Annotated in this window: 14 protein-coding genes; 3 read left to right on the top strand and 11 right to left on the bottom strand. The window is 48.2% G+C overall.

Going from position 1 to position 13,119, the window contains the following annotated elements; all coding sequences use genetic code 11:
- The first annotated feature begins 65 nt into the window (after nucleotides 1-65).
- Nucleotides 66-1,478 (top strand): hypothetical protein, encoded by a 1,413-nt coding sequence (locus ACJJIP_RS03150; protein ID WP_444946205.1) that lies wholly within the window; start codon nucleotides 66-68, stop codon nucleotides 1,476-1,478.
- Nucleotides 1,479-1,714: 236 nt separating this feature from the next.
- Here ACJJIP_RS03150 and ACJJIP_RS03145 read toward each other — a convergent pair whose 3' ends face one another.
- The 8 genes from ACJJIP_RS03145 to ACJJIP_RS03110 form a co-directional block, all read right to left on the bottom strand.
- Nucleotides 1,715-2,269: a hypothetical protein gene (locus ACJJIP_RS03145; RefSeq protein WP_444946204.1), complete on the bottom strand. Its 555-nt coding sequence runs from the start codon at nucleotides 2,267-2,269 to the stop codon at nucleotides 1,715-1,717.
- A 341-nt stretch (nucleotides 2,270-2,610) separates the two neighbouring features.
- On the bottom strand, nucleotides 2,611-3,672 hold the full coding sequence (locus tag ACJJIP_RS03140; protein ID WP_444946203.1) for an alpha/beta fold hydrolase: 1,062 nt from the start codon (nucleotides 3,670-3,672) through the stop codon (nucleotides 2,611-2,613).
- A gap of 93 nt (nucleotides 3,673-3,765) precedes the next feature.
- Nucleotides 3,766-4,356, bottom strand: coding sequence for a peptide-methionine (S)-S-oxide reductase MsrA (msrA, locus tag ACJJIP_RS03135; RefSeq protein WP_444946202.1), 591 nt, complete (start codon nucleotides 4,354-4,356; stop codon nucleotides 3,766-3,768).
- A 63-nt stretch (nucleotides 4,357-4,419) separates the two neighbouring features.
- Nucleotides 4,420-5,604 (bottom strand): iron-containing alcohol dehydrogenase, encoded by a 1,185-nt coding sequence (locus ACJJIP_RS03130; RefSeq protein WP_444946201.1) that lies wholly within the window; start codon nucleotides 5,602-5,604, stop codon nucleotides 4,420-4,422.
- A gap of 57 nt (nucleotides 5,605-5,661) precedes the next feature.
- A complete protein-coding gene (locus tag ACJJIP_RS03125) occupies nucleotides 5,662-6,117 on the bottom strand; it encodes a hypothetical protein (RefSeq protein WP_020412434.1) in 456 nt (151 codons plus the stop codon).
- Nucleotides 6,118-6,167: 50 nt separating this feature from the next.
- Nucleotides 6,168-6,629, bottom strand: a complete 462-nt coding sequence (locus ACJJIP_RS03120; protein WP_444946200.1) for a hypothetical protein — start codon at nucleotides 6,627-6,629, stop codon at nucleotides 6,168-6,170.
- Between the two features lie 30 nt (nucleotides 6,630-6,659).
- Nucleotides 6,660-8,042 (bottom strand): aldehyde dehydrogenase family protein, encoded by a 1,383-nt coding sequence (locus ACJJIP_RS03115; RefSeq protein WP_444946199.1) that lies wholly within the window; start codon nucleotides 8,040-8,042, stop codon nucleotides 6,660-6,662.
- A 120-nt stretch (nucleotides 8,043-8,162) separates the two neighbouring features.
- Nucleotides 8,163-9,536, bottom strand: a complete 1,374-nt coding sequence (locus tag ACJJIP_RS03110; RefSeq protein WP_353375960.1) for a glutamine synthetase family protein — start codon at nucleotides 9,534-9,536, stop codon at nucleotides 8,163-8,165.
- 162 nt (nucleotides 9,537-9,698) lie between these two features.
- On the opposite strand from ACJJIP_RS03110, the gene ppa reads away from it, so the two are divergent.
- Nucleotides 9,699-10,235 carry an inorganic diphosphatase gene (gene ppa, locus ACJJIP_RS03105; protein ID WP_020412430.1) on the top strand — a complete coding sequence of 179 codons (537 nt, stop codon included), beginning with the start codon at nucleotides 9,699-9,701 and terminating at the stop codon, nucleotides 10,233-10,235.
- Between the two features lie 98 nt (nucleotides 10,236-10,333).
- On the opposite strand, the gene ACJJIP_RS03100 is transcribed toward ppa, so the two are convergent.
- The 3 genes from ACJJIP_RS03100 to ACJJIP_RS03090 form a co-directional block, all read right to left on the bottom strand.
- Entirely contained in the window at nucleotides 10,334-10,840 is a 507-nt protein-coding gene (locus ACJJIP_RS03100; RefSeq protein WP_444946198.1) for a hypothetical protein, read from the bottom strand.
- A gap of 15 nt (nucleotides 10,841-10,855) precedes the next feature.
- Entirely contained in the window at nucleotides 10,856-11,680 is an 825-nt protein-coding gene (cysE, locus tag ACJJIP_RS03095; protein ID WP_444946197.1) for a serine O-acetyltransferase, read from the bottom strand.
- Between the two features lie 130 nt (nucleotides 11,681-11,810).
- Nucleotides 11,811-12,527, bottom strand: coding sequence for a M15 family metallopeptidase (locus ACJJIP_RS03090; protein ID WP_157533404.1), 717 nt, complete (start codon nucleotides 12,525-12,527; stop codon nucleotides 11,811-11,813).
- 245 nt (nucleotides 12,528-12,772) lie between these two features.
- Between ACJJIP_RS03090 and ACJJIP_RS03085 the strand changes: the two genes are divergently transcribed.
- A complete protein-coding gene (locus ACJJIP_RS03085) occupies nucleotides 12,773-13,057 on the top strand; it encodes a TfoX/Sxy family protein (protein ID WP_020412426.1) in 285 nt (94 codons plus the stop codon).
- Nucleotides 13,058-13,119: the final 62 nt, after the last annotated feature.

Raw genomic sequence — 13,119 nt, 5'->3', positions numbered from 1 at the left:
AATAGCGAACTTTTTTTGGCACAAGTATTGATCTATGGGAATCGAATTCAACTAGGATAGGATTTATGCACAATTCCAGCCAAACTTCAGATACTAGCCAAACAAAAACGGCAACCTCGTCAACTGCATGGCTAGCTATGATAAGCCTCTTTTTAGGCGCCGCCTGTATCCAACTGGTCATTATGCGCTACCTTAATGGCGAGGTGGCACCGCAGGCCTTTGCAGCCGCATTAGAGCAGCTTATTCGAACAGAAAAAGCCCCCACAGCCATTCAATCTTTAGCCATATTTTTCACCCCGCACATCACCAGCCTGACCTACTCACTGCATTTTGCCATTCTACTTGCCGGGGCACTCTTAATATTACGGATATTAATGCCCCTAGGCGCCCTACTCATGTTTCTGAGCTTCATAGTATTATGGGGCTTTACTTATATGGGCGAAAATAGCTGGTTCTTTGAATTTTTATCACCGGCGTTGTATGCATTAGTCTTAGCGGTAAGCAGCTATAGCCTCACCCCAAATATTCAGAAACCATCCGATCACCCCTCATCTCATCCAACGCCCTATTACCAGCGTCTATTGGGCGGTATTCTGGCACCCGATATAAGCTTTTTGTCCTGGTGCCTCTGGGTGATTGTGGCATCTAGCGTGCTGTTTGCGATATTTTTGATGTCGCGCAATGGCGGCAATCACATACTTCTAGCCAGCCTATTATCCAGTATCACCATTGCCATCCTAGCAATACTTTCGAAATTTTTAGACCGATATCGCGTAGTCGCACAGACACAACAATCCAATCTGCTGGTAGGGCGTTGGATTAACCTGTTCACCATCACCATTGGTGTTATGTTGATTTTCCAGGTTTATGAAGACAGCTTACTGAACTGGTTTACCGTAGAGGGCTATAGGGGACTGGTAAACTCCTATGTAGAGTACGGAAACACCCCGTTATGGTTTCGCAACGCATTAGCCTGGGTTGCAGAACATGCCAATATTTTTATGCCCATTCAAAGGGTTTTCGAAGTCTCTGCTGCAATCTGCATGGTCATATTAGTTTTTCGTTTCCCTATTGTTCTATTGACCACCGGGCTATTCGCCATTCTTTCCTTTACCGAATTCGGAGTAACCAATATTTGGCCCCCAGCACCTGGCAAGCCCCCGGCCTGGGTGTTTGAGCTACTACTCACAACGTTAGTGAGCTTAACCTGTGGCCTCTACTATCTTTTTGATGCTTTGAAATACAAATCCTGGCATTACTGGCTGCTTGGTTCCAAGGTGTTTGAATCCATATCTAACCTGGATAAACGCCTACTTTTTGTCTTATTTTTCATCTTGGAAATAATTTTATTTTCTGAAGGAGCCATCAGTAAAGAAAACGATATACTGGCATTACATTTTGCATTACTCGCACTGATTCCTTTATTTTATATATTGATACTTATAGATATCTTTAGAAAAGATATCACAACGCTCTAACCATCAATTAGATTTAAACTTGGTTAAAATGATATCTGGCCAGGCTCAACTCCTCACTTTATCATTCACATAATTAATCCGTAGAAAAAAATTCGTTAAAAATACAACATGAGGATAAAGTACCCCATTTGATAAGCCGCTACTTTAGCTAGAACAAACTAATACTACAAAACTACTCTTAAAGACAGATATCTATTGATACCTGCCAAATAGCACATAAAAAATTTTTAAAAAAATTATCTGATAAGCGTAATTTCTGTGCCGCTTTCACTCTGATCAACCCAGGTCCAGCGGGCACTGGGATTGACGTCAGGGAAATAAATATAGTAATCGCCGGAGAGTGGAACTGCCGAAAGCTTAACAGTACTGTTTACACCTATACAGCCGCTTGTATCGCTAACGATATAGAATAAATCTGATATCTCTCCACTCGTTTTTGGTAAGTCATCATAAAATTCGGCAGTGTCTATCAGAGGCTCTTTTTCATCTACAACAAATAATATTTGATCTGCCAGATACTGTTTGATCTTAATTATGTCTTTATCTTCCAAGCAATTTTGATTATTATTTCCGAATCCCTTGAAGTGTAAATTAAGATCATACCTATCAGCTTCCGTCTTTGTATCAACCACTTCGGGCAAGCCAATACCCTCATCATTGGTCTTCATATAAGTCCCAGAAGGACTGACGAGATAGACCCTATCAACACCCACACCTGCAGCCTTTGATTGACTGGCGCAAACCAACCCTGCAGCTAACAATATAAATTTAAAATTAGATCGAATATTCATTTTCCCAGCATCCTTTTTTACATTTAATCTAAAATTATATTGATTCCATCATCATACCTGATTTTAATTCGATTATTTTTTAATTGAGTAGATCCAGAAAAATAACTTAAAACTGACGAATACCTCACAAAGATAACAGAACCATCAAGCTAGACCCGATATTTCAGAAAATGGAAGATACACAGGTGTAAACACTTAAATTAAACATAACACAACGACATAAACTTCGAATAAGAGCGATTTTTAAGCTAAGAAACACTATCGAAAATATTGTAATCAGTCTGCACTCCAGGAAAATCAAACTAAAATTAGAAGAAAATATAGTAAGTGATGAGACTAAGTTAGACACTTCGCAATTCTAAAAGATTTCGCATTCGCTTAGAAAGCAGCAGAATTTTATCAATGGTTGATCTCGCCCCAGTTTTACCCAAAAAGAAAAAATGGCCTCCCGGAAGGGACTCTGAGAGATAGTTTTCAGAAGTCTTAACTAAGCGCTTTAGTTCTTCCCAACGTGTTAGAGAAAGCTCCTTAAAACTCTTATCTCTTAGCACTTCCCTAATTAAAACTCGACTTCTAATAAATGCCCAGTCGGCTGTATTTAGCAGTACGTTTTCCGCATCACAAAGTGAATCTCCGTGGATAACTACAGGAAAAGGATAATCTTCATAACCAAAAGTATTAGCTGACTGGATGCTTCCTTGAATATCATCAATAAAGCGGTTTTTCTTATACATTAAACCGGTGCCAATCAGGCCTACTGGTGTAGCGCCCAGCATACGCTCTCGATAGACTTCTTTCTTTAGAATAGGATGGCCATTATATTTACCTTGATCTTCCAAAGCTTGAAAAAACCAAGGATATAGACATTCTCGATTGGCTAAGCCCTCGGGTGTCATGGTGATATTTTCTGAATTAGCCTTTGGCATAAAGCCGGGAACTGCAGGATCTCCAGACATTGCGACAAACATCGCAATTGAAATCTTCTTTCCAATAACCTCCTTCCCAAGAGCTCCGGCAATCTTACACCCCATACTCCAGCCGCAAACGATCACCTCACGTTGTAAGTTATTCCTAGAAACCACCTCATCAATCACTTCAGCGACTTGCTTTCCCCAATCGGCAATCGTAAAGCTGGGATAGAAGCCATCAAAAACCTTATTGGCAATTGGGAAAGAGACAGCCAGGAAGGGATGGCCTGAGCGATGAACCCAGTAACTGATAAAATCCTCTTCCCTGGCCTCAGGGCAGCCATAGAAGATACGTGCCAGATGAGAGTTACCCGGTATGAACACCATTAAAGGTTTGGATTTTTCCGCAGCAATATATCGGTAAAGAACAGGAAAGCCAGCTGCAGAGCCCAAGACTTCCCCTTCTTGCAATATCCCAGGCTGTATTTTTTTCATGCCTTTACCAAGACTGAAGCCCTACAGGCACGCTTCGATACAGGGTTAAAGAAACCACTATAGAGAAAGTAATTAAATACTGCACCAGCCTGATTAACCGGGCGCTTTGCCCCAGACTTCCTCCAGTCGCTGATCTCGCCCACAACGGAATCGGTAGTACTTATAACGCAGTGGATTACGCTGGTAATAATCCTGATGGTAAGCTTCCGCAGGATAAAATATAGCTGCGGGTTTTATCTGGGTCACCACTTTCTTACCCAGCTCGGCCTCTACTTTCTTCTTACTTTCCTCAGCCAGTTGTTTCTCTTCTTCATTGCCGTAGAAAATTTCAGCGCGATACTGGTCACCCCGATCACAGAACTGTCCACCAGCATCAAATGGGTCCACATTGTGCCAGAAGATATTGAGTAAATCCGAGTAACTCACTTTGTTAGCATCATACTTAACCTGAACCACCTCAGCATGACCGGTACCACCAGCGGAGACCTGATCATAAGTGGGATTTTTCACGTGACCACCGCTGTAACCTGAGGTGGTTTCCAGCACGCCATTGACTTTGTCATAGGGTGGTTCCATACACCAGAAACAACCACCGGCAAAAATAGCGGTACGGATATTTGGGGAATCCTGGGCATATCCCAGGGTGGCAGCCAGGAGAATAAACAGAGTAAAGACGCCGCGCATAACTAATTCCTGTGGACAATTCTATTGATAGGTAATCTTCTGTCGGCTTACAGGGTGAAACTCTTACAGTGTGACACTGCCCTGGCAGGCACGCAGGAAAATTTCGCGATATTCCACTGCGTTAAAAGACATGGGATTACTGGCTGCAGACGGATCTTCTGCAGCCATACGTCCAATCTTATCGGCATCATCGCTACCAATACCAATTTCTTCCAAAGTATGAGGAATACCCAGCTGCTTACGCAGGCCAATAACCCAGTTAAGCACTGCATCAAAGCCGCTCTCAAACATATCTTTCCCGGTCAATTGCAATGAGAGTGCCAATTGTCCCATGGGAACCTCTATGGCTGGCCTGTTCGCTACAAGGACATAGGGCATCAATATGGCATTGAGTAAGCCGTGATGTTTATCGTAAAGGCCACCAAGTGGATGGGCGAGTGCATGGATCGCACCCAAACCACGCTGGAAGGCTGTGGCCCCCATACAGGAGGCAACCAGCATCTGCTGACGTGCTTTTAATTCAGTGCCTATCATATAGGCCCGTGGAAGGTAACTTTTAATCAGGCGCATACCCTGTAGGGCAATTCCCTCAGCCATAGGGTGATACATAGGTGAGTAATAGGATTCCAAGTTGTGAGAGAGGGCGTCCATCCCAGTCGCCGCGGTAATTTCTGGTGGCAATCCCAAGGTAAGTTCGGCATCGAGAATCACAATATCCGGCAAGATATTAGGGTGGAAAATCAAGCGTTTAATTTGCGCAGCTTCATCGGTAATCACTGCTACACGCCCTACCTCCGAGCCTGTTCCAGCAGTGGTAGGTACTGCAATCACTGGCACCATACCATTAGGATCGACACGCTTGTAATTATCACCAATATCCTCGAATTCCCAAATGGGCCGGCTCTGCCTGGCCATTAACGCGATTGCCTTGCCGGCATCAATCGCTGAGCCACCACCAAAGGCAATGACTCCATCGCAATTTTTACTCCTTAAAATTTCGACGCCTTGATCAATATTCTCACTATTAGGGTTGCCTTTTATCGCTGAGAAAACTTCTAGTTCTAGGCTATTTTCCCGACAGGGAGTATAGGCACGCTCAATCAGTGGCATAGTGGCAAGACCGGGATCTGTCACCACTAAGGGGCGCTGTATATTCAATTCAGCACAGGCCTTGGCAAGATCCGCTATTCGCCCGGGTCCAACCCAAATATTGGTAGGGAAATTCCAGTTTACCCGGTATTTATCCACATTTGCCTCTCTATTTATCCAGTCCAGCCAATGCCCTCAATGACTTTCTGAAAACAGCTAATCTGCAACCTGTAAACGGGGCTTTATTGAGTTAACCAGATTAAAAATCAATGTACGGTTTATCGAGTTACAATCTTCCCAGTACCCTATTCCAAAATGATCCTCACCATTTGCCATAGACCAAATCTCTCCACACATCCCTTCATCTTCATAGCTCAGAAAATAGCCGGAAAATTGTCCCAGTTGAATTGCGGTAAGGGCTGCCTCACCCTCGTCGTAGTCATTTAGGAAAGTTTCAGTTTGTTGCTGTGCAGTTATCCCTTGAGAAAACCCTATTTTCAGTTGCGCATTGCTACACCGTTTCCTTAGCTCCATGCCCATTTCTCCATCAACCGTCTGTATGTACCACTTTTCCGGGAGGTCTATTGAATAATTTTCTAGCTCGTATTCCGCGGCACTAATCAATAACGGAGAAAAAAATGACAATACTATGCAACAATGTATGTACTTCACCTCAACACCTCCACCCAAATACCCACTCTATGTAACTTATAACTCACTAACTATTCAACGGTGTGAACTTTCATTGTGATAGATTTAACCACTTCGATTACCGGCGAGAAATCCACCGAATTACAGTCACTTTGAAAGTGTGCAACCAGTAAATCGATTCCATCGCCCAAAAACCAGTTTGCCATACACTTTCCTTTCGATTTAAAAGTGACGAAATAACCGGAATAATTACCAATCTGCACTGAAGAAACCGGATGTTCCAATGGATGTTGTTCTAAAAATACGTCAGGATCGCCACCATCTTTTAATAATCCCTCTCTCAGAATGTAGGCCATCAAGTTACCGGTGCCTTTCTGTCGAAATTGAATTCCTATCTTGTTGTAAGGGTCTTCGTACCTTGACCACTCACCGGGAACATCTAAAGTAATATTTTTATAAAGATAAGGTTCCGCTTTTAGCACCAATGAATTGAGTAAAAGTAACCCTGCAACACAACTTTTAATCAACCTCACAGAAATTCCCTCTTTAACGGTTCCCTAGCCTTAAATTTTAAAATGGAAGGACTTGGGTCTAGTTAACTGCTCAAATCCAACCCGGGACAAAGTACACCCCCTTCCGGACCGCTTTACCCCAGTCCAGGCCAACTCTGGGTCCAGGTAATCACACCGATTAAGGAAAACTGTGCCTACCTGTAAATGATCCCCAATTGCCAGGGCGACCTCTTCATCCTGTGAAAAAATTGCTGCGGTGAGGCCAAACTGGCTGTTATTCATAAATTCTAGAGCCTCGCCATCATCATGCACTTTTTGCACCCCCAATACCGGTCCAAAAGACTCCTCACGCATCAGGCGCATTTTTTGGCGTACTCCAGTCAATAACTGTGGTGCCAAATACTGGGTACCGCGTTTATCCAGCGTGAAGTCACTGGTGCTCAGGTGCGTCTTGGCGCCCTCGGCCACAGCTTCGTCTATTTGTACACGTACTCGATCAGCGGCTTCTGCACGAACGAGGGGGCCTAGTGTGGTGTCCGGATCATCCGGGCGGCCAAGCTGATATTTGCCAACCAGAGCGACGGCACGCTCTACAAATTCGTCGAATAGTTTTTCTTGAACATAAACACGTTCAATGCCGCAGCAGGATTGACCTGAATTAAAAAATGCGCCATCTACAATTGTCTCCACCGCCAGCTGAAGATCCGCATCTTCCCGTACATAGGCAGGATCTTTACCTCCCAGCTCCAAACCCACCTGAATAAAGCGGCCTGCTACGGTGCGCTCCAAGTTTGCCCCGGCTTCTACCGAACCCGTAAAAGCGATGTGCTGGATTTCCTCCGCGCATGCCAACCTTTGGGTGTAAGCGTGATTCAGGTGTAGAAACTGAAATACCCCGTAGGGTAGTCCTGCCTCTCTAAACGCCTCAACCATTCGCTCTGCACAGAGAGGAGTTTGCGCAGAGTGCTTCAAAATTACAGCATTGCCCGCCAATATTGACGGCACCACTGCATTTACAGCCGTCAGGTAAGGGTAATTCCAAGGGGCAATTACAAGGGAAATACCCAGCGGTTCGCGACGAATAAACCGGGAAAACCCCGGCTTGGCTGACAGCTGGATATCTGCGAGGGCCTCTTCCGCAATATCTGCCATGGCTGAAGCGCGCTCGGCAAAACCATCAATTTCCCCGGGGGCGAAACGTATTGGCCTTCCCATCATCCAACAAATTTCCTCAGCCAGACGATCTCTGCGCTCCGCAAAAAATTCCACTGCGCGGTGTACAATAGCGATACGTTCGATGAGAGGGGTTAGGCGCCAGGCCCGCTGGGCCGATGCCGCTCGATCCAAAGCCACACGAATTTCAGCTTCGCCAGCCAGCGCTCTTTCCAGGTACACGCTGTTATCTACAGGGGAAATACATCGCAGGTGGTGCATATTGGAAATCCCTTTAATTAATTTTCACCGGTTTCCTACCAGTGAAGGAAAGACAACTGGGTTACGCTTTCAAAAAGACGGGCAACTGCCCAATTAAAGTACAGATGTGAATGGCTTAAATCAGATTATTTCGAAATACCTATCCAGCTCCCAGTCAGTCACATGACGGCGATATTCACGCTCTTCCCATTCGCGACTGGCCGCGAAGTGCTCAACAAATTCACTGCCAAACAACTCCTTAGCAGCTTCAGAGCTTTTGAAACGCTGGGCTGAATCCCACAGGGTAGCGGGCAACGTTTGCTGGATCCCGGGCGTCAGTGCATAGGCATTGCCCTCAATAGGATCGCTTGGCTGCCATTGCTGCATCACGCCATACAGCCCAGAGCCGAGCGCTGCAGCCAGAGCTAAATAGGGATTGGCATCGGCGGCACCAAGGCGATATTCCACTCGCTGCGATTTACCGTTGCCAGGAATAGCGCGCAGCGCTGTAGTCCGATTCTCAACTCCCCAATTAGCGCCGGTAGGCGCCCAAAAGCCGGGTACCAGGCGACGGTAACTATTTACAGTGGGCGCCAACATGGCCAGAAACTCAGGCATCAGGCGCTGTTGGCCAGCAATAAACTGGCGCATAATTTCGCTGACCCCTGTGGGTTGGCTTCTATCAAAAAATGCCGATTCACCATTGTCCGCACTGCGCAATGAGAGGTGGATATGGCCACTTTGTCCGGGGTAATCACTGGACCAACGCGACATAAATGTCGCCATTAATCCCATGCGTTGAGCCAGGATTTTCATAAATGTTTTAAACAGGGCGGCCTTGTCCCCTGCAGCCTCTGCTTTATCCACTGCAATTGCGGCTTCAAGAACTCCTGGACCCGTTTCCGTATGCAACCCTTCCAGCGGGAAATCCATGCGCTCCCCCATATCCAGGATTTCCCCGTACAGTTCGGAATGCACAGAGTTGCGCAATATTGAGTAGCCAAACCAGTCCGGGGTGAAAGGCTTCAGATCGCGAAAGCCCTTTTCGCGCACGGAATGCGGCGTTTCATCGAATAGGAAATATTCATACTCAAGGGCAGCAAAGGGCTCAAAGCCCGCTGCCCGGCAGCGCTCCACCACCCGGCGCAAAGCCGCGCGGGGGCATACTGCCTGGGCCCGCTGATCAAACTCAGCCAGAAACAGCAACATATTCTCTTCAAAGGGAATATCTCGGCAGCTATCTGGAAGTATCCGCACAGGAGCATCCGGATACCCTGTATGCCAACCGGTATAGCGGGCGTTGTCATAGAGCTGGTCTTTTACATCCCAGCCCAGCACCACATCACAAAAAGAGAAGCCCTTATCCAAGGAAGAGAAAAACTTTTCGCGGCTCATATATTTGCCGCGCATGACACCATCGATATCGAAAAGGCCCACTTTGACATGACTGAGGCCGCGCCCTTCGACAATCGCACGGGCCTCCTGAACGGTTTTAACCTCCCTGGCTTTTAGCATTTCCGTCCCTGCCCCGTTGTTGTTATCAATGACTTACAGGATAGACCCGCCAGCCAAATCCTGACGCCCGATATTTCCCCAGGGGCGTGACTTTCAGCTGTGCCGAACTGCATATATAATCCGCGCTCCAAATTTTTCGTTTTACCCAGTTCAGGACCAGCAATGAGCTTTGACAAGATCCCCGCAGGTAAGGACCTGCCCAGCGATATCAACGTTATCATCGAGATCCCTGCCAACTCCGACCCCATCAAATACGAGGTGGACAAGGACTCTGACGCCGTATTTGTGGATCGCTTCGTTGCCACTCCGATGTTCTACCCGGCTAACTACGGCTACGTGCCTCAAACCCTATCCGAAGACGGCGACCCCCTCGACGTGCTGGTTGTCGCGCCTTACCCGGTAATGGTTGGCTCTGTTATCCGCTCCCGTGTAATCGGCGTTCTGAAAATGACCGACGAATCCGGTGTAGACGCCAAACTGCTGGCGGTACCTCACACCAAGCTGACCAAGCTGTATGATCACGTACAGGAAATTGGCGACCTGCCGGAATTGCTGCTCAAGCAAATCGAGCACTACTTCGAGAATTACAAAGCCCTCGAAGCCGGCAAGTGGGTAAAAGTAGAAGGCTGGGCCGACGCTGAAGAAGCCCGCAAAGAAGTGCTTTCCTCTCGTGAGCGTTACCTGAAGGAAGAAGGCTGAGAGCCACTTCCTTTAGCTAGGCTCTTGGGCACAAAAAAACCGGCTTTATGCCGGTTTTTTTTGTGCGTGGAGACTCCCTCAGAGGGAATGATTTATGTTTAGTCCAGATCCCACTTGGGAATATTGACTGGGGCAGCCTCCGCCTCAGCGCGCTCACTCTTATCAAGCAAAAGTCCTTCCGCCGCACGCAGGCTGATATGGTCAGTGGAAACCTCGACCGCAGCCACTTGCTTGCGCTCATGATCTTTGACCAAATTTCCCTCCATGGGCGCAAGCGTCCAATTGGGTATCGGGGAACTGTCGGATTCAGGTGTTTCCTCAGGCTGAACAGCCTGTGCCTGTATGGTTTTGGGCCTGGCGGTTGCTATCCCACTCTCATCCTTCAAGGTTACCTGGGCACCGATTTTGGCCAAAGTGGCTTGAAACTGCTCTGCCTGGGCTTGGCTGAGGCCTTTTCGCAAGATCAGTGGACGACCACTGAAAAGTTTCTCCACTGCCTGCGGGGTGCTCTTAAACAGGCGCGCCATATTGGATTTCACATCGTTCGCAGTAAATCCGTCGATCAGGTCACCGCGGAAAACCAAGCTATAGGTGGCTTGCGACATTACTTAATCCCTGTGTTATTCATCCGGGTCCAGAGTCTGGTCCATGGTAAAGGCAGGAGCTCCCTCAATTCGGCCACCAACTTGGCGCGCTGGCACACCAGCTACCGTGGTGTGATCGGGCACATCGTGTAATACCAGGCTGCCAGCAGCAATCTTGACATCATCTCCCACCCGCACAGGCCCTAATACCTTGGCACCGGCACCAATCATCACTCCGTGACCGATTTTTGGGTGGCGATCGCCGGAGCCCCGGCCACTGCCACCAAGGGTCACAGAGTGGAGGATGGATACATTGTCCCCCACTACACAAGTCTCCCCCACAACCAGACCAGTCGCATGATCAATCATAATGCCGCCGCCAAACTTCGCCGCCGGGTGAATATCCACAGAAAACTGCTCCGACACCCGGCTTTGGAAATACAAAGCCAGGGTGAAACGCCCCTGCTTCCAAAGCCAATGGGCAATTCGGTGGGATTGCAGCGCGTGGAAACCTTTGAAATAAAGAAACGGAGTCAGGTATTGATCGCAGGCCGGATCACGATCGTACCAAGCGCAAATATCAGCATGCATCCGACTGGAGATTGAGGGATCACTCTCCAGAGCGGAAGCAATAACTTCCTGCAGTGAAGTGGCAGTCAGCGCATCATGATCCAACACAGCAGCCAACTGGTCGGCAATTGCATGCTCCAGCGATTTGTGGCGCAGGATAGTATTGTGGAAATAACTCGCCAGGATCGGTTCACCACTGGCAGCGGCAACGGCCTCCGCACGCATGGATTTCCAGACATCACGGGGCTCGATCGAGCTGTCGATAATGATTTCCTCGCCGGTCTTTTCCACTTTCCTGTTACTTCCCAATTGTATATGCCAAGGGCTGAAGCCCCGCGAAGCTTGGCAGGAATGGCAGGACCTTTCAAGCGCCGCCCACTGGGGAATCCGGGGGCATAACAAGGCGGCGCCCGCTTCGTTCTCAGAGCGGCATAATCTCCGGATAACAGTGATCCGGGATCCACACAAAGCGCGTATAGATTTCCTCAAGATGCTCACACACGGTATCACACAGGGCCAGGTCACCGCGGCGCAGCTGTTCCTGCAGGCGCTCAATCGTCAATAGATCCTGCAATTCCTTCGCACGCGGTGCATAACTCAGGTGCCAGCGCTCAGGGGCCACCCCCCCCTGATCTGTGGCGAAGGGGCGAAACAAGCCATAGCTCTGCGCGGAGGCAATACGCTCATCCAGCCAGAGATGAAATGGGCCAAAAATGCCATTGTCCGCCACTTCCTGGGGGGTTAGCTGAACATCGTAGCCCTCCGGGAGGGCAGCCGCATCGATCATATCGAAGTCGGTGCCCCAGTGGTGGCGGGAAGCACCTGGCAATGCCGACCAACGCAATATGGCCATGACCAGCTCTCGCGGTGGCAATCCGGAAATTTCCAATGCCACTCCCTCGCTGTCGAGCACCGGCCTGAGTCCCTGTGCCTTGCCGTTCCAGATCGTGCGCTGGCGCTCAAAGCTACGAAAGCCTGAGGCGATCTGGGGATCAAAGCCTGCCTCGCGGGCATCACGTCTCAGGCGCTGGAAGGCCACCAGGGCCTCGGGGTGCAGCAACTGGCCCGAAGTTGGATCGAGGATGACATGCTCATCGGTGAGTCCAAAGAGCATACGTTGTAGCGGAACAGATAACATTTGACTCCTATAAGCGGGCGATTTTTGTAATGCGGTCTAAAGTGAACAAACCCAAGGTGCCTACTCTATCAAAGAGCAATACGGAATAAGCAGGTCAGCCCGGAATTGTAGGAAAAGCAATTGGCGCTGTCACAAAGGTACCGATGGTTAGGTTTACTGATCGACAATTAAATTATGTTAAGTTCAGCCCGCGATCGATGGAGAGATCGTATTAACTGAACGTTAAACCTTGTAGGGAAAACTGAATGCACCCGAGTCAATCAGAGTTACTGAAACTGAAAAACCTGGGCCTGGCCTCTGTAAATATCCTGCACTCTATCGGCATCCGCTCCCATGAAGACCTGCGCCGCATAGGCCCAGTGGAGGCGTTTATCAGTATTCGCAATCGCGGCATCAATGCCTCCAGAGTCATGCTCTACGCTCTACAAGGCGCTTTATTGGACGTCCACTGGAACGACCTGGACCCAGACCTGAAGCAAAAGCTGGCCAGCGAGGCTGACCGACTGCTGGCCACTCAAAACTTAGACTAACGCGAACAGCCCAGATTTCTCCCAACGATTTAACGCCCGGATAGCCCCTGCGGGGATGGAAA

Source organism: Microbulbifer variabilis (assembly GCF_052467165.1).
This window is presented reverse-complemented; position numbering and strand designations above follow the sequence as displayed.